General features: G+C 39.9%; 19 protein-coding genes, 1 pseudogene and 1 other annotated feature. Of the genes and pseudogenes, 17 read left to right on the forward strand and 3 right to left on the reverse strand.

The genetic code is table 11. The features are described from left to right. The first annotated feature begins 228 nt into the window (after positions 1-228). From HMPREF2933_RS07595 to HMPREF2933_RS07660, 14 genes are all read left to right on the forward strand, one after another. Complete coding sequence (locus HMPREF2933_RS07595) at positions 229-1305, forward strand: aspartate-semialdehyde dehydrogenase (protein ID WP_024053088.1); 1077 nt, start codon at positions 229-231, stop codon at positions 1303-1305. 54 nt (positions 1306-1359) lie between these two features. Further along, positions 1360-2241, forward strand: a complete 882-nt coding sequence (gene dapA / locus HMPREF2933_RS07600; RefSeq protein ID WP_024053089.1) for a 4-hydroxy-tetrahydrodipicolinate synthase — start codon at positions 1360-1362, stop codon at positions 2239-2241. 202 nt (positions 2242-2443) lie between these two features. Then, positions 2444-2893, forward strand: coding sequence for a hypothetical protein (locus HMPREF2933_RS07605; RefSeq protein WP_024053090.1), 450 nt, complete (start codon positions 2444-2446; stop codon positions 2891-2893). A gap of 226 nt (positions 2894-3119) precedes the next feature. Continuing rightward, positions 3120-3254: a sequence feature (ribosomal protein L10 leader region), on the forward strand. A gap of 38 nt (positions 3255-3292) precedes the next feature. Then, positions 3293-3793 carry a 50S ribosomal protein L10 gene (rplJ, locus tag HMPREF2933_RS07610; RefSeq protein WP_003029380.1) on the forward strand — a complete coding sequence of 167 codons (501 nt, stop codon included), beginning with the start codon at positions 3293-3295 and terminating at the stop codon, positions 3791-3793. 70 nt (positions 3794-3863) lie between these two features. Further along, positions 3864-4232: a 50S ribosomal protein L7/L12 gene (gene rplL, locus HMPREF2933_RS07615; RefSeq protein ID WP_003024225.1), complete on the forward strand. Its 369-nt coding sequence runs from the start codon at positions 3864-3866 to the stop codon at positions 4230-4232. 195 nt (positions 4233-4427) lie between these two features. After that, positions 4428-4946, forward strand: coding sequence for a ribosome maturation factor RimM (rimM, locus tag HMPREF2933_RS07620; RefSeq protein WP_024053092.1), 519 nt, complete (start codon positions 4428-4430; stop codon positions 4944-4946). Further along, positions 4936-5670, forward strand: a complete 735-nt coding sequence (gene trmD, locus HMPREF2933_RS07625; RefSeq protein WP_024053093.1) for a tRNA (guanosine(37)-N1)-methyltransferase TrmD — start codon at positions 4936-4938, stop codon at positions 5668-5670. The genes rimM and trmD overlap by 11 nt, the downstream gene beginning before the upstream one ends. Before the next feature lie 131 nt (positions 5671-5801). After that, positions 5802-6725, forward strand: a complete 924-nt coding sequence (locus HMPREF2933_RS07630) for a metal ABC transporter solute-binding protein, Zn/Mn family (RefSeq protein ID WP_024053094.1) — start codon at positions 5802-5804, stop codon at positions 6723-6725. 8 nt (positions 6726-6733) lie between these two features. Further along, positions 6734-9295: a pneumococcal-type histidine triad protein gene (locus tag HMPREF2933_RS07635; RefSeq protein ID WP_024053095.1), complete on the forward strand. Its 2562-nt coding sequence runs from the start codon at positions 6734-6736 to the stop codon at positions 9293-9295. 430 nt (positions 9296-9725) lie between these two features. Further along, on the forward strand, positions 9726-10349 hold the full coding sequence (locus HMPREF2933_RS07640; protein ID WP_024053096.1) for an SAP domain-containing protein: 624 nt from the start codon (positions 9726-9728) through the stop codon (positions 10347-10349). A gap of 65 nt (positions 10350-10414) precedes the next feature. Then, positions 10415-10912 carry a GAF domain-containing protein gene (locus tag HMPREF2933_RS07645; protein WP_042754202.1) on the forward strand — a complete coding sequence of 166 codons (498 nt, stop codon included), beginning with the start codon at positions 10415-10417 and terminating at the stop codon, positions 10910-10912. Beyond that, positions 10912-12576 (forward strand): DNA polymerase III subunit gamma/tau, encoded by a 1665-nt coding sequence (dnaX, locus tag HMPREF2933_RS07650; protein ID WP_024053098.1) that lies wholly within the window; start codon positions 10912-10914, stop codon positions 12574-12576. The genes HMPREF2933_RS07645 and dnaX overlap by 1 nt, the downstream gene beginning before the upstream one ends. Positions 12577-12614: 38 nt before the next feature. Beyond that, positions 12615-12809: a DUF3272 family protein gene (locus HMPREF2933_RS07655; protein WP_003024260.1), complete on the forward strand. Its 195-nt coding sequence runs from the start codon at positions 12615-12617 to the stop codon at positions 12807-12809. A 231-nt stretch (positions 12810-13040) separates the two neighbouring features. After that, positions 13041-13457: a YjdF family protein gene (locus tag HMPREF2933_RS07660; RefSeq protein ID WP_024053099.1), complete on the forward strand. Its 417-nt coding sequence runs from the start codon at positions 13041-13043 to the stop codon at positions 13455-13457. A 61-nt stretch (positions 13458-13518) separates the two neighbouring features. Here HMPREF2933_RS07660 and birA read toward each other — a convergent pair whose 3' ends face one another. From birA to HMPREF2933_RS07675, 3 genes are all read right to left on the reverse strand, one after another. Beyond that, complete coding sequence (birA, locus tag HMPREF2933_RS07665) at positions 13519-14454, reverse strand: bifunctional biotin--[acetyl-CoA-carboxylase] ligase/biotin operon repressor BirA (RefSeq protein WP_024053100.1); 936 nt, start codon at positions 14452-14454, stop codon at positions 13519-13521. A gap of 2 nt (positions 14455-14456) precedes the next feature. Continuing rightward, entirely contained in the window at positions 14457-15458 is a 1002-nt protein-coding gene (locus HMPREF2933_RS07670; protein WP_003031199.1) for a LacI family DNA-binding transcriptional regulator, read from the reverse strand. Between the two features lie 82 nt (positions 15459-15540). Further along, entirely contained in the window at positions 15541-16374 is an 834-nt protein-coding gene (locus tag HMPREF2933_RS07675) for an AraC family transcriptional regulator (protein WP_003031194.1), read from the reverse strand. Between the two features lie 139 nt (positions 16375-16513). Between HMPREF2933_RS07675 and HMPREF2933_RS07680 the strand changes: the two genes are divergently transcribed. The 3 genes and pseudogenes from HMPREF2933_RS07680 to HMPREF2933_RS07690 all read left to right on the forward strand — a co-directional run bounded on the left by HMPREF2933_RS07680 (position 16514) and on the right by HMPREF2933_RS07690 (position 20830). Then, positions 16514-18679 carry an alpha-galactosidase gene (locus HMPREF2933_RS07680; protein ID WP_070672744.1) on the forward strand — a complete coding sequence of 722 codons (2166 nt, stop codon included), beginning with the start codon at positions 16514-16516 and terminating at the stop codon, positions 18677-18679. A gap of 12 nt (positions 18680-18691) precedes the next feature. Beyond that, positions 18692-19950: pseudogene (locus HMPREF2933_RS07685) on the forward strand (extracellular solute-binding protein). A 13-nt stretch (positions 19951-19963) separates the two neighbouring features. Next, entirely contained in the window at positions 19964-20830 is an 867-nt protein-coding gene (locus tag HMPREF2933_RS07690; RefSeq protein WP_004224901.1) for a carbohydrate ABC transporter permease, read from the forward strand. Positions 20831-20836 lie beyond the last annotated feature (6 nt).

Below are 20836 nucleotides of genomic sequence, written 5' to 3' on the forward strand. Positions count from 1 at the left end.
TAGATATGCGATGAGTCGATAGGTGGCGCAAGCCACATATTGAGCATGGGAGGTCATATACGCAGGAGCGGACCTTGATGAGTTGTGTGAACCTGCTCATCACACGTAAGTGCCCTCAATCCCTACTTTTTAGTGGGGATTTTTTTCTTCTAAGTCTTTTCAATTCTTTAGAAAAGTAGTATAATACCAGCAATACACAAATTTTTTGAAAATTCAGAGAGGTATGTTATGGGATACACAGTTGCTGTGGTAGGTGCTACAGGTGCCGTTGGAGCTCAAATGATTAAAATGCTGGAAGAATCAACTCTTCCGATTGAGAAAGTACGCTACTTGGCTTCAGCTCGTTCAGCGGGGAAAGTTTTGAAATTTAAAGACCAAGACATCACAATTGAAGAAACAACGGAGACTGCCTTTGAAGGTGTAGATATCGCTCTCTTTTCAGCAGGCGCCTCAACGTCTGCCAAGTATGCTCCATACGCTGTCAAGGCAGGAGCGGTTGTCGTTGACAATACCTCTCATTTCCGTCAGAATCCTGATGTTCCTTTGGTTGTACCAGAGGTCAATGCACATGCACTTGATGCTCATAACGGAATTATTGCCTGCCCAAATTGCTCCACTATCCAGATGATGGTAGCTTTGGAGCCGATTCGTCAGAGATGGGGCTTAGAGCGCATCATCGTATCGACCTATCAGGCCGTGTCTGGAGCTGGTATGGGAGCTATTCTTGAAACTCAGCGTGAACTGCGTGAGGTCTTAAATGACGGTGTCAATCCGCGTGATGTTAAGGCTGAGATTTTGCCTTCCGGCGGTGACAAGAAACATTATCCGATTGCTTTTAATGCTCTTCCTCAAATTGATGTCTTTACGGACAATGACTACACCTACGAAGAGATGAAGATGACCAATGAAACCAAGAAGATCATGGAAGATGACACGATTGCGGTTTCTGCTACTTGTGTTCGTATCCCTGTTCTTTCAGCGCACTCAGAGTCTGTCTACATCGAGACAAAAGAAGTAGCACCCATCGCAGAAGTCAAAGCAGCTATTGCGAACTTTCCAGGAGCAGTATTAGAGGATGATGTTGCTCATCAAATCTACCCTCAGGCTGTTAATGCTGTCGGCAAAAAAGAAACATTTGTTGGTCGTATCCGCAAGGATTTGGACGCTGAAAAAGGCATCCATATGTGGGTGGTTTCAGACAATCTGTTTAAAGGTGCTGCTTGGAATTCTGTTCAAATCGCTGAGACCTTGCATGAACGTGGCTTGGTGCATCCAACAGCAGAGGTCATTTTCAAATTGAAGTAAAATGTGAGATAATATTCGTATAGTTGTATTTTGCAGGCTAGGAGGACGATAGTTATGTCTATAGAAGATTTAAAAAAAGCAAGAATCATAACAGCACTTGTAACACCGTTTAAAGAGGACGGTAGCATTAACTTTGAGGCTCTTTCTAAGCTGATTGAACATCTTTTAGCGCATCATACAGAAGGATTGATTATCGCAGGAACGACAGGCGAAAGCCCAACTCTGACGCATGAAGAGGAGCTGGAATTATTTGCAGCAGTTCAAAAGATTGTAAAAGGGCGAGTTCCGCTGATAGCCGGAATTGGTACAAATGATACTCGAGATTCAGTTGAATTCGTGCGTGAAGTTGACAAATTTGGTGGTTTTGCTGCCGGACTTGCAGTAACACCTTATTACAACAAACCGACTCAAGAAGGTCTATATCAGCATTATAAAGCGATTGCGGAAGCTTCAAATCTGCCAGTCATCGTTTATAATGTTCCTAGCCGAACGGTTGCTGGTTTGACAGTAGAAACTTCCTTGCGCTTAGCACAATTGCCAAATATTATTGCAATCAAGGATTGTACAGGCATAGATGCTCTTACTCATTTGGTTGAAAACGCTCCACAGGACTTTCTAATTTATACTGGGGAAGACGGACAAGCTTTTCATGCAAAGGCAATCGGAGCACAGGGGGTTATATCTGTTGCGGCTCATACCAATGGAGATGACTTTTATGAAATGTTTGCTGCTTTAGATGAGGGTAAGCTGAAAAAAGCTGCTCAGATTCAACGTCAGCTGTTACCAAAAATAGAAGCTCTCTTTTCTGTGACAAGCCCAGCACCACTTAAAGCTGTGCTAAATTCTCAAGGGTTTGAAGTCGGACCACTCCGCCTCCCGCTTGTTGCCTGTACAGAGGAAGAAAAAGCCTATATCCTTCCATTTTTTGAAGATTGAAGGAAGCATTTTAGGCTTGTAAAATGTTGGGAGCATTTACGATGAACTAGTGAATTTTTTATTACGGAGGACTTTAGCATTTAAATCTGCAAGAAGAAATGTTTGAAAAGACAAAACTAGGCTGAATGGAAACACTGATATTACAAGATTGTCATATTTTTTGTTATGATGAGATAAGGGTGGGATATTTAGTATAATAGAAATGGATAAATTGAAAGTTGATGAGAAGTTGGAACATATGAAGAAAAGAAAATTGAGAATCAGTTCCATTGAAATTATGGCGATTTTAGGATTATTAATTTGGCTACTCACAATATTTTTAAGAAAATATTATTCAATTAATTCAGTTGTTCCTATGTTTTATGTCACACCTAGTTTTGGAGGAGCATGGATTGCAACAGCTATGCTAAAACAACCTTTTAGTCCAACATTCAGTACAAATAAAGTCTCAACTATTGAATTTTCTAAAAAGGCACTTATGTATATATGTATAGTGTTTGTACTGATGTCTTTTATTAATGAGCTATTACCATTGATTAATACTAGTGCAGTATTTGACGTATACGATGTGCTTGCTACTGTATTAGCGGAAATCATAGCTTTTAGCATACCTGTCATTCTAAAAGAAAAGACTTTAATAGATTATCGTTGATTTTGGGAAGATTAAAAAACCAGTGTCGAACTGAACAAGGAATAAAAACACATCAGACAGACGGTAGAAATGAAACATTCTATCGTCTTTTCGTATTAGCCTTTACCATTTTCTCTTTTTTCCAACAATTTAATAAATCTGCTAACTAAAAAGAATAGATTTTCGTTCTAATTATAAAAATTATTAAAAACTCTTGCAATCTTTTTTTTCTTATGTTACAATAATCATTGGTTTGAAAAAACTGCCTAAGACAGTAGGGGAGCTCGACTCATAAAGATCCTACCGAGGACAAAACGGATCATGTAAAAGAAACGTATTGTACTTTCGTGTCTAGGTTTGGGCGCGTTTTTCTTTTGGAAAAATTTCCCAAGCAAAATAATTACGGAGGTGAAACACTAAATGAGTGAAGCAAGTATTGCTAAAAAAGCGGAACTAGTTGATGTAGTTGCTGAAAAAATGAAAGCAGCTGCAAGTATCGTTGTTGTGGATGCTCGTGGTCTTACAGTTGAACAAGACACAGTTCTTCGTCGTAATCTTCGTGGAAGCGAAGTTGAGTATAAAGTTATTAAAAACTCAATTTTACGTCGTGCAGCTGAAAAAGCTGGACTTGAAGGTCTTGCTGATGCATTTGTTGGACCATCTGCTGTTGCATTTTCAAATGAAGATGTTGTAGCACCAGCAAAAATCATCAATGATTTTACTAAAGAAGCTGATGCACTTGAAATTAAGGGTGGAGCTATTGAAGGTGCTGTTGCATCTAAAGAAGAAATCGTTGCTCTTGCAACTCTTCCAAATCGCGAAGGACTTCTATCTATGCTACTATCTGTGCTTCAAGCACCAGTTCGCAATGTTGCTCTTGCAGTCAAAGCGGTTGCAGACAACAAAGAAGAAGCAGCTTAATTTTAAGTTGCGCGTAGCCTATGCTACAAACTAATAATAAATAACGAAAACATATTTGGAGGAAATGACAATGGCATTGAACATTGAAAATATTATTGCTGAAATTAAAGAAGCTTCAATCCTTGAATTGAACGACCTTGTAAAAGCTATCGAAGAAGAATTTGGTGTAACTGCAGCTGCTCCTGTAGCTGTAGCTGCTGCTGGTGCTGGTGAAGCTGCCGCTGCAAAAGATTCATTTGACGTTGAATTGACTGCAGCAGGCGACAAGAAAGTCGGCGTTATCAAAGCTGTTCGTGAAATCACGGGTCTTGGTCTTAAAGAAGCTAAAGAACTTGTTGACGGAGCACCAACTGTTGTTAAAGAAGGTGTTGCAACTGCAGAAGCTGAAGAAATCAAAACTAAATTGGAAGAAGCTGGAGCTTCAGTTACTCTTAAATAATAGAGTATCGCAAGAAATTGCGGAAGCCTAATAAATCAAGGTTTTAGAGTTGCTTAAGGCGATTTAAAATCAGAGGAATGATGTCATTCCCCAATTACCCCACTAAGGATTTATCTTGGTGGGGTTTTTGTTTTCTTGAGAATTCCCTTTATTCATGATAGAATAGATAGAATAATGCTAGTATTTGGAGAGAAAATGAACTATTATAATGTTGGAAAAATTGTGAATACGCAAGGTTTGCAGGGTGAAATGCGTGTTATGTCTGTGACGGATTTTGCAGAGGAGCGTTTCAAAAAAGGAAGTGTTTTAGCTCTTTTTGACAAGAAGGATAATTTTGTCATGAATGTGGAAATTGCCAGTCATCGCAAGATGAAAAATTTTGATATTGTCAAATTCAAAGGAATGTATCATATCAATGACATTGAAAAATATCGTGATTTTACCTTGAAAGTGGCTGAGAAAGACTTATCGGATTTAGATGAGGGCGAATTTTATTATCATGAAATCATCGGCATGAATGTTTATGAACAGGATGTTTTGATTGGAGCTATTAAAGAAATTTTGCAACCGGGTGCCAACGATGTTTGGGTGGTAAAGCGAAAAGGCAAGCGTGATTTACTGTTACCTTATATTCCGCCTGTTGTGTTGAATATTGATCTTGAAAATAGTCGAGTAGATGTGGAAATTCCGGAAGGACTGGATGATGAAGATTGATATTTTAACATTATTTCCGGAGATGTTTGCTCCGCTGGAGCATTCAATAGTTGGCAAGGCGCGTGAAAAAGGATTGTTAGAGATTCACTATCATAACTTTCGGGAAAATGCAGAGAAATCACGACATGTTGATGATGAGCCTTATGGAGGCGGTCAAGGAATGTTGCTCAGAGCGCAACCAATTTTTGATGCTTATGATGCGATTGAAAAAAAACAGCCACGGGTTATTTTGTTAGATCCCGCTGGTCGAACGTTTAATCAAGCCTATGCGGAAGAACTTTCTCAAGAAGAAGAATTAATCTTTATCTGCGGGCATTATGAAGGTTATGATGAGCGGATTAAAAGTTTGGTGACAGACGAGGTTTCTCTTGGAGATTATGTTTTGACCGGTGGAGAGTTGCCTGCTATGACGATGATCGATGCAACAGTACGACTGATTCCTGAAGTTCTTGGTAAGGAAGTTAGTCATACTGATGACAGTTTTTCATCAGGTCTTTTAGAATATCCTCAATATACTCGTCCTTATGATTTTCGTGGAATGGTTGTGCCAGATATTTTGATGAGCGGTCATCATGAAAATATTCGAAAATGGCGTCTGTATGAGAGTTTGAAAAAGACTTATGAACGTCGTCCAGATTTATTAGAAAAATATGAATTAACAGCCGAAGAAGCAGGAATGCTAGAAGAGATTCGTAGAGAAAAGAGCAATGATATAAAAGATTAAAAGTTTTCTAATTTAGAGGACTTTTTCTTATTGTTAAAAAAATAGATAAAAAATTCTTGACAGTTAATTTCTATCGTGGTATCATATTAACCAGTTAATAAACTGGTTAAACACTAGTTGAGGAGTGATATATGAAATTAAAGAAATATATATTTTCTATTTTTGTGGTAGGGTTGACTTTGTTGTTGACAGCGTGTGGAACAAGTACAAAAAAACAGAGTAAAGGTCTGAAAATTGTAACAAGTTTTTATCCGATTTATGCTATGGTCAAAGAAGTATCAGGCGATTTAAATGATGTTCGGATGATTCAGTCAAGTAGCGGTATTCATTCTTTTGAACCATCAGCCAACGATGTAGCAGCTATCTATGATGCAGATGTCTTTGTTTATCATTCTCATACCTTGGAGTCGTGGGCAGGAAAACTAGATCCAAACTTGAAAAAATCCAAAGTAAAAGTTCTTGAAGCGTCAGAAGGTATGAAGCTGGAGCGTGTGCCGGGATTAGAAGATGTTGCTGCTGGTGAGGGAGTGGATGAAAAAACTCTATACGATCCGCATACTTGGTTAGATCCAGAAAAAGTGGCAGAAGAAGCGCAAATTATCGCGGATAAACTTTCGAAGATTGATAGTAAAAATAAAGAAACCTATCAAAAAAATGTGAAAGAGCTGGTAGCTAAGGCAAAAGAGTTGACTAAAAAATATCAACCGATTTTTAAAGCGGCGAAACAAAAAACATTTGTGACGCAGCATACGGCCTTTTCTTACTTAGCGAAACGATTTGGTTTAACTCAGTTGGGAATTGCTGGGATTTCACCAGAGCAAGAGCCTAGTCCACGTCAGCTGACGGAAATTGAAGAGTTTGTGAAACAATACAAGGTCAAGACAATTTTTGTGGAAAGCAATGCTTCTTCAAAAGTTGCTAAAACCTTGGTCAAATCTACAGGAGTGAAATTAAAAGAATTGAATCCTTTGGAGGCTGACCCACAAAATAATAAAACTTATCTTGAAAATCTAGACGCCAATCTAGCGGTATTGGCAAAAGAATTAAAAAAATGAGGAGAAATATGAAGAAAAAATATATCATTGGTTCTATTGCAGTTCTTGCATTGAGTATTTGTGCGTATGAGCTGGGGCGTTATCAGAGTGTTTCTAGCAAAGCAGACAATCGTGTGGCTTATGTTGATAGTAAGTCCAAAGAAAAAGGGAAAAAGGCTGAGAATTTAACTCCAGATGAAATAAGTGCCAAAGAAGGAATCAATGCAGAGCAGATTGTCGTTAAGATTACAGACCAAGGCTATGTAACTTCTCACGGGGATCATTATCACTATTACAATGGGAAAGTTCCTTACGATGCCATTATCAGTGAAGAACTGATCATGCGCGATCCAAACTACACTTTGCAGCAGTCTGATATTGTCAACGAAGTAAAAGACGGTTACATTATCAAGGTGAATGGCAAGTATTATCTTTATCTGAAAGATCCAAATCATACCAGCAATGTTCGGACAAAAGAAGAAATTGCTCGTCAAAGGGAAGAATACAGTAGGAAAGGGCATAAGGGCTCAAAAGGAACTGTAACAACAGCTGTCAAAGAAGCTCGTGCGCAAGGTCGTTATACGACAGACGATGGCTATGTCTTCAATCCAACTGATGTCATTGAGGATACAGGTGATGCTTTTATCGTGCCGCATGGCAATCATTTCCACTACATTCCAAAGAGCGATTTGTCTCCTAGTGAGTTAGCTGCTGCTCAAAACTATTGGGACAATAAAACAGGCAAAAGTCGTCCACAATATCCGTCCAATTCAGGTCAAATTCCTCGGTCAAACAGAGGAATGAACCATCCATCGTTGGACTATCGTCCTGCTAATCTGGGAACGTCTAATCATATAGGAAATCAGCAAACTCAGCCTTCTCAACCAGCTCCAAAACAAACTGAAACGAAGCGCGGAAATAAAGCTGAAATCATTAAATTACTGCGGCAATTGTATGCGACTCCTTTGAGTTATCGGCATGTAGAATCAGACGGTCTGGTATTTGACCCAGCACAGATTACAAAGCGGACTTCTAATGGAGTGGCTGTTCCGCACGGCAATCATTATCATTTTATCTATTACAATAAAATGTCTGACTTGGAACGAAAGATTGCGCAGATGATAACGCCGGGTGCGGATTATTCTGAAGCTAAGCAGTCGGATCAAGCGCAACAAGATCATCAAGCAACACCAGATAAAAATCAGCAAGATACTGGCAAAACTTCTGATAAAAACGAGAAGAAAGAAGAATCTGCTGAAACGGAAATTAGCGATGAGCAAATCAAAACTTTCCTTGCTAAAGCAGAAGCTTTGTTAGAGAAGGTTTCAGATGCACGTCAAAAAGCAAACTTTGAAGAGCAAATAAATGGTCTCAACTCAAATCTGTTATTAGGCATAGAAGAGAAAGAGAGCCTGCTTGCGAAAGCAAAAGCTTTGTTAGCTGAAATGGTGAAAGCAACTGGTTCAGATAATGATTCTGCTGGTCAAAACACAGAATTTGCAAAGAAAGCGAAAGTTGTGTTGATGTCTATCCGAAAAGCACTGGAAGAAAAGGGAAATGCAAGTGATAAACTGGCTCAAGTGAATGATTTGCTCCAAAAAGTGGCAGACAAGAATGCGGATAAATTGGCTTTGCTAGACCAAGTCTTGAAACTCTCCGCCGAAGTGCACCCTGATCGTGCAGGCAAAGCAAATTCGCAAATTGCTTATACGGCTGATGAAGTAGCATTAGCTAAAGCTGTAGGTCGTTATGCAACATCGGACGGTTATATCTTTGATCCACATGATGTGATTAAAGATGAAGGAGATGGCTATACTGCTCCACACATGACACACAGCCACTATATTCCTAAGAATGATTTGTCAGAATCTGAGCGTAAAGCGACGGAAGAGTATCTGAAAACGAAAACTCCGGAAAAGAAAGAGGAGAAGCCAAGTACGGATCCAAAACAACCTCAAAAAGAGACTGCACAAGCAATCTATGAGCGTGTGACACCAGCTAAAAAAGTTCCGGTTGAGGCAATGCCATATCATACGGCTTATGTTGTGGATTACAAGAATGGGCAATTGATTATTCCGCACCATGATCATTATCACAATATTTCTCTCTCTTGGTTTGACGAAGGTCTTTACAACGCGCCAGAGGGTTATAGCATGGAAGATTTCCTTGCTACGGTGAAATATTATGTGCAAAATCCAAACGATCGTCCTCACTCTGATGATGGCTTTGGTAATGACAGCGACCATGGTAAGCAAAACCAATCAGATGATGGCAAGAATTATGCACCAAATGAAGAGCCAGAAGATAAGAAAGACGACTCTGCAAGTAAAGAGGTAGATGATGAAAAGGAAAATTCAGAAGGGACTGAAAAACCAACAGTTAATGCTGAAGAAGAAGCTGAAAAGGCACGCGCAGCAAGCTATGGATTGTCTCTGCAAGATTTCCGAGCAAAAATGATTAAAATTGCTTTTAAATATGGTTTGAGCTTAGAAAAGTTTACCTATCATCCTGAAAACAAGACGGTCAGCTATACTGATACAACAGGTGCTGTCAAGTCTATCAATGTACTCACAGGAGAAATGGTTTCTTAACAACACACCCCTTAAGAGTTGGAAATTTATTTTCCAGCTTTTTTGTTGTTCTATGTTTATAAAGGGAAGTTTATCTTGTCCGCCGGGCGGATAAGATAAACTAAAAGAGATTCACACCGTCCGCCGAGCGGATAGAACAAACCAAAATGATTTCACTTTGTCCGCCGGGCGGATAAGATAAACTAAAAGAGATTCACTCCGTCCGCCGAGCGGACAAGCAAAACCAAAAGGAATTCATTCTGTCCGCCGAGCGAATAGAACAAACCAAAACTAATTTATCCTGTCCGAGGGTCGGCTTGTCTCAACCAAAATTGATTCACTTCGTCCGACCCTCGAACGACTTTTTATAAACTAACAAATCTATCATTTTTGAGGAATGACTTTATTGGTGGTATAATAGGTTATGAAAAAGAGGGAAGGGAAACACATCATGCGGGATAGACCGGATTTTACAACGATAAAAACTTATCAAGAGTTTTCTCAATATTATTGGTATCGTGCAGAATTGGCAGACATTTGCAAACGATTGGGGAAGGAGCATTCAGGGGTCAAAAAAGAGCTAGAAGCACAAATCAAACAATATTTTGCAGGGAATGTTGCTCAAAAGAAAGTCCGTTTAAAGACTAAGAAAGAGAAAGATGTAGAGCTTACTTTAGACACGCCCTTACTTACTTGTGGTTTTGCATTTAATACCCGATTTCGGGAGTTTTTCGCTCAGCAGACGGGTAGCAGTTCATTCAAGTTTACAGCGGACATGGCGGCAGCTTGGCGAAAGGTAAAAGCTGAGGGGAATGACCGATTTACTCTGCGAGACATGTTAGCCATTTATCAGGGACAATCAACTTACGCAAAATACGATAATGCTAGTTGCCAATGGAATCAATTTCTCAAAGACTTTTGTGCTGATGAGAATAATGCTGCTTTTCAGCCAAAACTAAAAGTTGCTGCTATTCTTTGGCAGAAAGTGAAACATTCAACCGCTCCTAAAGTCTATCACCAGCAGCTAGTAAAGAACTTTTGGGATGATATTTCTATGTATTGGAACAGGAAATAAGAAGAATGATTTGTCCACTTGCGAAAAAACAGTCACGAGGCTGTTTTTTTGATATAATAGAAAGTATGAATCAATCAGAAAAAATTTCAAATTATCAATTACTTTTAGCGCAGCTTGAAGCATTACTAGAGGGCGAAAGCAATGCGTTGGCGAATCTCTCAAACAGCTCTGCTCTGCTAAACCAAGCCTTGCCACATTCCGTTTTTACTGGCTTTTATCTTTATGACGGAAACGAGTTGGTGTTAGGACCTTTTCAAGGTGGTGTCTCCTGTGTACATATTGGGCTGGGAAAAGGAGTCTGCGGAGAAGCCGCCGCCAAACGGCAGACGGTGATCGTCGAAGATGTTACTCAGTATGGTAACTACATTTCCTGTGATAGCAGAGCTCGCAGCGAGATTGTAGTACCAATGGTCAAAAACGACCGCTTAGTAGGAGTGCTGGATTTGGATTCTCATCTGGTAGCAGATTATGATGAGATTGACCGAGAATATCTGGAAAATTTTGTGGCTCTCCTGCTAGAGAAAACAAGTTGGAATTTTGAAATGTTTGGAGACAAAGCCTAATGTATCAAGCTTTATATCGAAAATACAGAAGCCAAACCTTCGGTCAGCTAGTTGGGCAGGAGGTTGTGGCGACAACCTTGCGGCAGGCAGTTGAACAGGATAAAATCAGTCATGCCTATCTCTTTTCAGGTCCCAGAGGGACAGGAAAGACCAGCGTAGCCAAGATTTTTGCTAAGGCAATGAATTGCCCCAACCAAAAGGATGGAGAGCCTTGCAATGACTGTTATATTTGCCAAGCCATTACCGAAGGAAGCCTAGAAGATGTCATTGAGATTGACGCGGCTTCTAATAATGGTGTGGATGAAATCCGAGATATTCGTGACAAATCTACTTATGCTCCCAGTCTAGCGAAGCACAAGGTTTATATCATTGATGAGGTTCACATGCTCTCAACAGGCGCTTTTAATGCGCTTCTTAAGACTTTGGAAGAGCCGACAGAGAATGTTGTCTTTATTTTAGCAACGACAGAACTGCATAAAATACCAGCAACCATCCTTTCGCGTGTTCAGCGCTTTGAGTTCAAGTCGATTAAAACCAAAGATATTGTAGAGCACATTGAGTGGATTTTGCAGCAAGAAAATATTGACTTTGAAAATGAAGCGGTGCAGATTATTGCAAGACGAGCAGAAGGCGGTATGCGAGACGCTCTATCTATCTTAGATCAAGCTCTCAGCCTAACCCAAGACAATCAGCTGACAACGGCTATTTCTGAAGAAATCACGGGTTCTATTAGTCTAGGGGCGCTAGACGCTTATGTAGCAGCTGTATTAGCGCATGATACGTCAGTGGCATTAAAAAATCTTGATGTCATATTCGACAGCGGCAAAAATATGGCTCGCTTTGTCACAGACCTGCTGCAATATTTCAGAGATTTGCTCATCGTTAAAACGGGTGGAGAAAATACGCATACGAGTGAAAGCTTTTTAGAAAACCTCAAGACTCCGCAGGAAAGATTGTTTGAGTTGATTGAGATTGCAACGAAGAGCCTTGCGGAAATCAAGAACAGCTTGCAACCCAAGATTTATACAGAAATGATGACCATTCGACTGGCAGAAGGGCAAGATAAAGCAGAATTACCCTCCAATATAGCAGGCGAGATAGAAACGCTCAAAGAAGAAATCAGCCAGCTTAAAAATCAATTGGCAAGTTTGCAGTCAAGTTCCGCACCTAGTAAGCCAGTACAGGAAACACGCTCAGCCAAAACAAGCAAGGGTTATCGAGTAGACCGCCATAAAGTGAATGCCATTCTGCAAGAAGCAGTTGAAAATCCTAGCCTGGCTCGCAGTAATTTAACCAAGTTGCAGAATGCTTGGGGAGAAATTATTGAAAGTTTAGCCGGAGCAGATAAGGCACTTTTAGTCGGCTCACAACCCGTCGCAGCTAACGAAAACCACGCTATTCTTGCATTTGAGTCAAGCTTTAATGCAGAACAGACCATGAAACGGGAAAATCTCAACACCATGTTTGGGAATTTATTAAGCAATGCTGCTGGATTTTCACCAGACATCTTGGCGGTTTCTATGACAGATTGGACAGAGATTCGGGCTGAATTTTCGGCTAAAGCGCGTGGAGAAAATGCACCACAAGCTGAAGAAAAAGAGAATACGGTCATTCCAGAAGGATTTGATTTCTTAGCGGAAAAAATTACCGTTCAAGAGGACTGAATTTAGATTTTTCTGCTGTTTCGTGCTATAATAGAATCATGACAAGACAACAATTTCTTACAACAGCTTTTTTCACAGCAATTGAAACGTATTTTTTTAACGAAGCAATGATGTCAGGACACTATTTATTTGCCGTTTTCTGGGCGCTTCTAGTGATTCGCAATTTACAGGTGAGCTATGTCATGGGTAAAATAGTGGACGAAATTGACAAACATATCAAACGTAAAAAATAACAAGAAAGGTTGGGGTGAAAATCCTCAACCTTTTCTTTTCAATTTGAAAAAATATTCTGCTTGCTGTAAAATAAAAGTGCAAAGATAAAAACACAGTTTCGGTTGGTAGTCCGAACATATTCGTGACAGGCTAGATTTGTTTTTCTAATGACAATTGAAGTAGGTCACGACTATCAGTAACCCTCCTCCTTGGTTGTCCCTTCTTTGTAATGTATTTAAGGAGGATGCTGTATGGAACATGTTTCATTAGAATTGACCATATACTTTGAAAATGGCTTTTATTATGGCCTATTTGAGCAAGAAAATGCTCAAGGTTTGTCCGTTTGTCGGGTGACATTTGGAGTTGAGCCCCAAATGAACGAGGTTTTGGAATTTGTTAATCAGAAGTTTTCACAACTACAATTTAGCCCGGCTGTTGCACTAAAGAAAAAAAGACATTGTGCAAATCCCAAACGCTTGCAGCGATTAGCAAAAAAAGAAATGAAGCGTGAAAAACGCTCAACGAAATCACAAGATGCACTAAAACTGCAACAAGAGTTAGATAAACAAGCTAAACGTTCCAGATTGAAAGATCAAAAAGAATATATGCAAAATAGAAAATTCCAATTAAAACAGCAAAAACGCAAAGAAAAGCACAAAGGTCATTGATTTTGTGCCGAAAAAAGAAGGAGACAAGTTGATGTTTATTCAATTTATCTCCTTCTTTTATTTACCAACTTGTTAAAGAAACTTCACCGCTGTTTAGCCACATTTCTTGTCCGGTATCTAATTGGATCAATAGCTGCCCGGTATCTGATATTTCCTTGGCAACTCCTTTGTAGTCTTTGTCATTTTGGCAAAAAGTGACCGTCCGACCTAAGACAAGGGAGTGTTGTTTGTAAAGGTAAACCAGCTCGTCTGGATCACATTCATAAAAATCTTTCCAAATTTCAGCAATGAGTTCATTGCGTGTGATAGGTTGCTTTTCGTGGAAGAGAGAGGCAGCCCTATTTTTTAACTCTTTCGGAAAATCAGAGATTGCGAAATTGATGCCCACTCCAATAATCACATCAGTGACTAAGCCCGTCTCGACAGAAGTAATAGCTTCGGTTAAAATGCCTGCTATTTTCTTGTCCTTGTAGTAAATGTCATTGACCCATTTAATGTCCATTTCCATTAAAGTGAGATCTTTAATAGCCTTATAAATGGCCCCAGCAGTCAGGATAGTATAGGCGGGAATTTGTGGGAAAGGCAGATTGGGCTTCAAGTGAAGCGTCATATAAATTCCTCCTTGTTCTGGAGCAAAATAACTTCTGCCAAAGCGTCCACGACCAGCTGTCTGAGAAGAAGCAAGATAGAGCGTATTGGCAGGCTTACCAGCTTCAATTCCTTCTTTGGCATCAAGTTGAGTGGATTTGCAGTTTGGATTGAAGGAAACTTGAATGGGAGCAGTTTTTTCGATTTTCTCAGCAATCAATAAATCACCTGAAAGGAGCTTATAGCCTTTATTTTTTATCGATTCAATATGAATGCCTTCTTTTTCCAAATGTTGAATGGCTTTCCAGATAGAAGTGCGTGAAATTCCTAACTCCTGTGCTAATTTTTCACCACTGATATAGTCAGATTCTCGACTTAAAATGTCAAATAAAATTTCGTATGTTTTCATTTCTATAAACTGCTCTTTCTAAGGGTTAGGGTGGTAGCAAGTGTTACCATGCGTGGAATGGTCGAGCCAGGATGTTGAAATTCCTCGTGCAGCAGTTGCAAGCCTTGTCTGCCCATTTCTTCTGTAAAGACAGTAACCGTGCTGAGTGGTGGATAGACGTACTTTGCAATAGATGTATCGTTAAAAGCAATCAAACTAACACGATCTGGTACAGGGATGTCCGCTTCTTGAAGTGCTCGAAGGGCGCCAACAGCTAAGGCGTCACTTGCCATGAAAAATGCAGTTGGAAATTGGTCACCTAAATTTTCAATCAATTCTTTCATCATAGAATAACCTGATTCAGATGAAAAGTTTCCTATTTTAACGTATTTTTCCTGATAAAGTTGTTTTTCGGTTAGATAATTTTTAAAGGTTACCAAGCGTGGATCAGATAAGGTAGTGGTTTTGTCAGAAGTTTGTTCTTGCCCCACTAACAGCCCAATTTGTCGGTGTCCCTTTTCTAAGAAGTGGTTCAAAACAGTTGTAACGGAATTTTCAAAGTCTGTCGTAACGCAGCTATGTCCATAGGTAAGTGTATTGCTATCAATAAAAACAAGCTGCTCTGTGTGGAGTTCCAGCTCCTTTATCTTTTGAGGGCTGAATTTTCCAATCGCGATGATGCCGTCAATTTGCTCAAGATGATTTAATGTTTCATTATTGAAAAAGCGCATAACATCATAATCCAACTCTTGGGCTTTTTTCTCTACCCCAAGACGAATGGCATAGTAGTAGAGGTCGTCTAGTTCCTCCTCTTCTGTGTACCATTCTACGATCGCAATTCTGCGGTTTTGGGAATATCGTTTGTCTCTTCGCTTTGTCTTTTTATATTCTAATTCTTCTGCAATATCAAAAATCTTTTTTCGGGTGCGATCACTGACTGACATGGCAGGGTCGTAGTTGAGTACGCGAGAGACCGTAGCCGGAGAGACACCAGCAGCCTGAGCAATATCCTTAATCGTAGCCATTTGATTTGGTCCTTTTTAATTTACTGTCTACATAAATTATAACTCAAAAAATAGTAAATATCAAAGTTAAGTTTAGTAAAACTTAACTTTGTTCTCGAAATGAGCTGGGTGAAAAGCCAAAATATTTTTTAAAAGCCTTTGAAAAGTAAAGGGGATCTGAGAAACCGACAGAATAGGCGATAAATTGGATAGGCTCACGGGTGCTTTCGAGGAGTTGTTTAGCTCGATGCATGCGTATATAATGCAGATACTCTTTGGGAGAGAGTCCATTGTATTCTTTAAAAATGGTTGTCAAATAGCTGCGATTGACATTTAGTTCATTAGCAATACCTTGAATGCTCAGTTGTTCAAGCGGATAGCGAGTTTCTAGAATACGTTTGGTATCTATATACAACTGATAAGTGGAATTTTGTTGTTTCAGGAGCTGTTGGTTTGGTGCGAGTTTCCCTAGTTTAAATAGTAGTTCATAGAGCATGGCGAGAAGTTGTAAATGACTTAACATAGTAGATTGGGAATGTTCAGCTTCTTGAATAATATCTATAATAAACTTTCCCAAACTATCAGTAGGACTAGTACTTGAATTTCTTAGAAATCCTGTTTTGCCAATTTCTGATAAGTTAAAATAATCCGAAACCTTTGTTCCACTAATTCCGAGCCAATAATAGGACCAAGGATCTTCAAAATCTGCTTTATAGTAAGTTAGTTCGTTTGGTTTTAGTAGAAATAAATCACCAGCTTTCAGGAAAATTTGTTCTCCTTTATAGTGAAAGACACCTTTGCCTTTTGTAATAAAATGAAGGACGAAACCGTCACGAATAGCAGGCCCGAAAGAATAGTTCGGCTGGCAATCCTCATAGCCGTAAAAGTCTAATAATAAATCAATTGTTCCCGTCTGGTATTCAGAAAATATAAGCATACTTTTTACATCTCCGTACATTAGAAATAGTATTGTATTTTTTATTGTCACCTAACATTTTACCATATTTCCCTAACATAATTCTATTTTAGGAAGCGATTTCAAAAGGTAAAATATTAGTAAATATGGAGGTTCAGAAATGGCTATCAAAATAGACAAGCATCTATTCTACATCAATACAAAAGATTCCAGTCTTATCATCGAGGAAAGGGATGGCTACCTTTTGCTTAAACACTTAGGCAGAAAAATCGAATCCTATCATTTTTCCAATACAGTATTTGAGCGAGATCATGCTTTTTCTGGTAATCCGAAGTCGAATGAGCGGAGTTTTAGCTTAGATACCCAGCGGCAGGTTTTGGGGCAGCATGGTTTAGGAGACTTCCGGCAACCTTCTCTGCAAGTCCAACATGCTAATAATGAAGTAACAGATTTTCGGTTTGTTGAAAGTCAGCTGATTAAGGGAGGTTTGGAAGTTCCAGGACTGCCTAGCCCTCACAGTACAGAAGATGCAGAAACACTGGCCTTTATTTTAGAGGATACAGTAGCTCACTTACGCCTCACTCTCTATTACACAGCTTTTGAGGATAGCAATACCATTGCAACCTTTACTAAGCTGGAAAATATCGGTAGAGAGACAGTAGTCATACATAAGAACTTGAGCTTAATGACAGATTTGCCGGCAGGTGCTTATGATGTGATTAGTTTACAGGGAGCTTATGCTAGGGAAAAAACAGTTCGTCGTCACAAGCTAGAACAGGGGATTTTCAAAATAGCTTCCAACCGAGGAGCTTCTGGTCACGCGCAGACTCCAAGCCTTATCCTTTGTGATAGTGAAACGACGGAAGAGGCCGGTCAAGTTTGGGCAATTCAGCTCCTTTATAGCGGAAACTTTGAAGCTTGGATTCAGCAAAATCAGTTGAGTGAAGTTCGGCTAGGTATCGGTATCAATGAAGATAACTTTGCTTGGAAACTGGAAGCGGGGCAGACTTTCTATAGTCCTGTTGCTCTGTTGAATTATTCGGCTCAGGGTTTGACTGGTCTTAGTCATGAGAGCCAAGCTTTTGTTCAAGAGCATATCATTCCTAAAGCTTTTGCGAAGCGAGAGCGGCTAATTCTAATCAATAACTGGGAAGCAACTTACTTTGATTTCAAAAAAGAGAAGTTGCTAGAGTTAGCAGATGAGGCACAGAAAGTTGGTATTGAGCTCTTTGTTCTCGATGATGGCTGGTTTGGCAACCGTTTTGATGACAATCGGGCTTTGGGCGACTGGTTTGTCAATGAAGATAAGATAGGTGGCAGTTTGACGGAGCTCATAGCAGAAGTTCATAGCAGAGGATTGCAATTTGGTTTATGGGTTGAGCCAGAAATGATTTCCGTAGACAGTCAGCTTTATCGGGCACATCCAGACTGGGCTATTCAAGTGCCTGATCGGGATCATACCTACTCTCGCAATCAACTCGTATTGGATTATGCTAATCCAGATGTGGTAGCCTATATCAAAGGAACACTGGATCAGCTGTTGAGTCAGCACGATATTGACTACATAAAATGGGATATGAATCGTAATATTACCAATCTTGGGAATGGCACTAACTATCTGGCGACCAAAATGCAGTCGCATAAGTATATCTTGGGGCTTTATGAAATTGTAAAATATTTGACAGAGAAATATGAGAATATTCTCTTTGAGTCCTGCTCAGGTGGCGGTGGCCGAAATGACCTTGGTATGATGCGGTATTTCCCTCAAGTCTGGGCTAGTGACAATACCGATGCCATAGCTCGCTTGTCAATCCAATATAGGTCTTCTTATCTTTATCCGACTATTTCAATGGGTGCCCATGTGTCAGCTGTACCTAATCATCAGGTGGGACGGATTACACCTCTTGAAACACGAGGTAACGTTGCTATGATGGGAAATCTGGGTTATGAATTGGATCTGACCAGTCTTCCTCAAGAAGAGTTGAATGAAATCGCAGCTCAAGTTGCTCATTATAAATCTATTCGCAGAATTATTCAATTCGGTCAGCAATTTCGATTAATTAATCCGAGTCAAGGTTCCAACGAATCAGCGGTGCAGTTCAACTACAAAGAACACTCGGTTGTAACTTATGTAAGGGTTTTAGCAACTGTCGAAGAGATAGAAACCACACTAAAACTCAAAGGATTAGAAGAGGATGCGCTCTATTCACTGGAAGGTACCAATCAACTATATTCAGGTGCAGAGTTGATGTATGCTGGTTTGACCGTTGTTCTCCCTCAAGGAGATTTCCTCAGTAAACAGTATGTTTTTGTTAAAAAGCAATAAGGAGAAGGAATAATGAAATGGTATAAAAAATTGGTCTCTTAGTAACAGCAGGACTAACCCTTCTGGGTCTATCAGCTTGCGGCAACCAAGGGGAGTCGACAGATGGTAAGGTAACGATTGAGTACTTCAATCAAAAGGGTGAAATGGTTGATACCCTTCGTGAGATTGCTAAAGACTTTGAAAAAGAAAATCCGAATGTGCATGTGAAAGTGGTAAACGTCCCTAATGCTGGGGAAGTACTCAAAACGCGCGTTCTGGCTGGAGATATCCCAGATGTTGTCAATATCTATCCCCAGTCTATCGAATTGCAAGAATGGGCTAAGGCTGGGTACTTTGAAGATTTATCTGACAAAGACTATATTAAGCGAGTTAAGAATCATTACGCAGATAAATATGCGATAGATGGAAAGATTTACAATATTCCTTATACTGCTAATGCATACGGTATCTATTACAACAAAGATAAATTTAAAGAACTGGGATTGAAAGTTCCAGAGACTTGGGAGGAATTTGAGGAATTAGTTGATAAGATTATAGCAAAAGGGGAAACACCTTTTGCCATTGCAGGAGCAGATACTTGGACCTTGAATGGTTATCATCAGTTAGCTCTTGCCACTTCTACAGGAGGTGGTAAGGAAGCGAATGATTACCTACGTTTTTCCAAGCCAAATGCCATCAAGTCTTCAGATTCAGTGCTTAAAGATGATTTCAGGCTGTTAGATTTATTCCGCAAAAAAGGGGCCATGCAGACCAACTGGCAGGGAGCAGGCTATACTGATGTTGTCGGTGCCTTTGCTAGAGGCGATGCCCTGATGACTCCAAATGGTTCTTGGGCTATCACAGCAATCAATGCGCAAGATCCTAAGTTTAATGTTGGAACTTTCCCTTTCCCTGGAAAGCAAAAAGGACAAAGCTTGACCATTGGAGCGGGAGACCTAGCTTGGTCTATCTCGTCAAGTAGTAAGCACAAGAAAGAAGCCAATGCTTTTGTTGAATATATGTCACGTCCAGAAGTTATGCAGAAATATTATGATGTGGACGGCTCACCAACAGCTATTGAAGGTGTCAAGGAAGCAGGTTCAGATGCACCGCTAGCTGGTCTTGCTGAATTAGCATTTACAGACCGACACCTCGTTTGGCTAGCTCAAGACTGGACCAGTGAAAGTGATTTTTATACCTTGACCGGGAACTATATTACAACTGGAAACAAAGAGGATATGGCGAAAGCACTAAATGCCTTCTTCAATCCGATGAAAGCAGACGTAGAGTAGGAGTAGATCTACTATGAAAAAATTGATTGAGAAATATTGGGGCTGGCTCTTTGTCATAGTTCCCCTTGTACTACAGGCTGTATTCTTTTATGTGCCCATGTTTCAGGGTGCCTTCTACAGCCTGACAAACTGGACTGGTTTGACCTATAATTATAAGTTTGTCGGACTCAATAACTTTATGCTCCTCATGAGCGATCCTAAGTTTATGAACGCGATAGGATTTACATTGATCATTACTATTTGTATGGTGGTTGGTGAGATTATGCTGGGAATCTGGATAGCGCGAGCTCTCAACTCGAAGATAAAGGGAAAAACTTTCTTCCGAGCTTGGTTTTTCTTCCCCGCTGTCCTATCTGGATTGACTGTGGCTCTTATCTTTAAGCAACTTTTTAACTACGGGTTGCCAGCTATAGGGAATGCCTTAGGAATTGAATTTCTTAAAACCAGCCTACTAGGAACAAATGGTGGCGCAATCTTTGCAGCAATCTTCGTCTTGCTTTGGCAAGGGGTAGCTATGCCTATTATCATCTTTCTAGCTGGTCTACAGTCAATTCCTGCTGAAATAACAGAAGCAGCTCGAATTGATGGAGCTAGTAGCAAACAAATCTTTTGGAAGGTGGAACTTCCTTATCTCCTACCAAGCGTTTCCATGGTATTTATCTTGGCTCTAAAAGGTGGTTTGACAGCATTTGACCAGGTCTTTGCCATGACAGGCGGCGGTCCGAATAATGCGACCACCTCTCTAGGACTTCTGGTATACAACTATGCCTTTAAGAGCAATCAATTTGGTTATGCCAATGCCATTGCAGTTATCTTGTTCCTCTTGATTGCGGTTATTTCTATTATCCAGTTGAGAGTATCTAAGAAATTTGAAATCTAAGAGGAG

Origin of the sequence: Streptococcus sp. HMSC066F10, from assembly GCF_001813805.1 — a bacterium.
GTDB classification, from domain to species: Bacteria; Bacillota; Bacilli; order Lactobacillales; family Streptococcaceae; genus Streptococcus; species Streptococcus vaginalis.

What these genes read in the sequence shown, in the direction of transcription:
- dapA (WP_024053089.1), top strand. Translation starts at nt 1,360, where the DNA reads ATGTCTATAGAAGATTTAAAAAAAGCAAGAATCATAACAGCACTTGTA.
- HMPREF2933_RS07645 (WP_042754202.1), top strand. Translation starts at nt 10,415, where the DNA reads ATGAATCAATCAGAAAAAATTTCAAATTATCAATTACTTTTAGCGCAG.
- HMPREF2933_RS07660 (WP_024053099.1), top strand. Translation starts at nt 13,041, where the DNA reads ATGGAACATGTTTCATTAGAATTGACCATATACTTTGAAAATGGCTTT.
- HMPREF2933_RS07680 (WP_070672744.1), top strand. Translation starts at nt 16,514, where the DNA reads ATGGCTATCAAAATAGACAAGCATCTATTCTACATCAATACAAAAGAT.
- trmD (WP_024053093.1), top strand. Translation starts at nt 4,936, where the DNA reads ATGAAGATTGATATTTTAACATTATTTCCGGAGATGTTTGCTCCGCTG.
- HMPREF2933_RS07630 (WP_024053094.1), top strand. Translation starts at nt 5,802, where the DNA reads ATGAAATTAAAGAAATATATATTTTCTATTTTTGTGGTAGGGTTGACT.
- rplJ (WP_003029380.1), top strand. Translation starts at nt 3,293, where the DNA reads ATGAGTGAAGCAAGTATTGCTAAAAAAGCGGAACTAGTTGATGTAGTT.
- HMPREF2933_RS07690 (WP_004224901.1), top strand. Translation starts at nt 19,964, where the DNA reads ATGAAAAAATTGATTGAGAAATATTGGGGCTGGCTCTTTGTCATAGTT.
- HMPREF2933_RS07675 (WP_003031194.1), bottom strand. Translation starts at nt 16,374, where the DNA reads ATGCTTATATTTTCTGAATACCAGACGGGAACAATTGATTTATTATTA.
- birA (WP_024053100.1), bottom strand. Translation starts at nt 14,454, where the DNA reads ATGAAAACATACGAAATTTTATTTGACATTTTAAGTCGAGAATCTGAC.
- HMPREF2933_RS07595 (WP_024053088.1), top strand. Translation starts at nt 229, where the DNA reads ATGGGATACACAGTTGCTGTGGTAGGTGCTACAGGTGCCGTTGGAGCT.
- HMPREF2933_RS07655 (WP_003024260.1), top strand. Translation starts at nt 12,615, where the DNA reads ATGACAAGACAACAATTTCTTACAACAGCTTTTTTCACAGCAATTGAA.
- HMPREF2933_RS07670 (WP_003031199.1), bottom strand. Translation starts at nt 15,458, where the DNA reads ATGGCTACGATTAAGGATATTGCTCAGGCTGCTGGTGTCTCTCCGGCT.
- rplL (WP_003024225.1), top strand. Translation starts at nt 3,864, where the DNA reads ATGGCATTGAACATTGAAAATATTATTGCTGAAATTAAAGAAGCTTCA.
- rimM (WP_024053092.1), top strand. Translation starts at nt 4,428, where the DNA reads ATGAACTATTATAATGTTGGAAAAATTGTGAATACGCAAGGTTTGCAG.
- dnaX (WP_024053098.1), top strand. Translation starts at nt 10,912, where the DNA reads ATGTATCAAGCTTTATATCGAAAATACAGAAGCCAAACCTTCGGTCAG.
- HMPREF2933_RS07640 (WP_024053096.1), top strand. Translation starts at nt 9,726, where the DNA reads ATGCGGGATAGACCGGATTTTACAACGATAAAAACTTATCAAGAGTTT.
- HMPREF2933_RS07635 (WP_024053095.1), top strand. Translation starts at nt 6,734, where the DNA reads ATGAAGAAAAAATATATCATTGGTTCTATTGCAGTTCTTGCATTGAGT.
- HMPREF2933_RS07605 (WP_024053090.1), top strand. Translation starts at nt 2,444, where the DNA reads ATGGATAAATTGAAAGTTGATGAGAAGTTGGAACATATGAAGAAAAGA.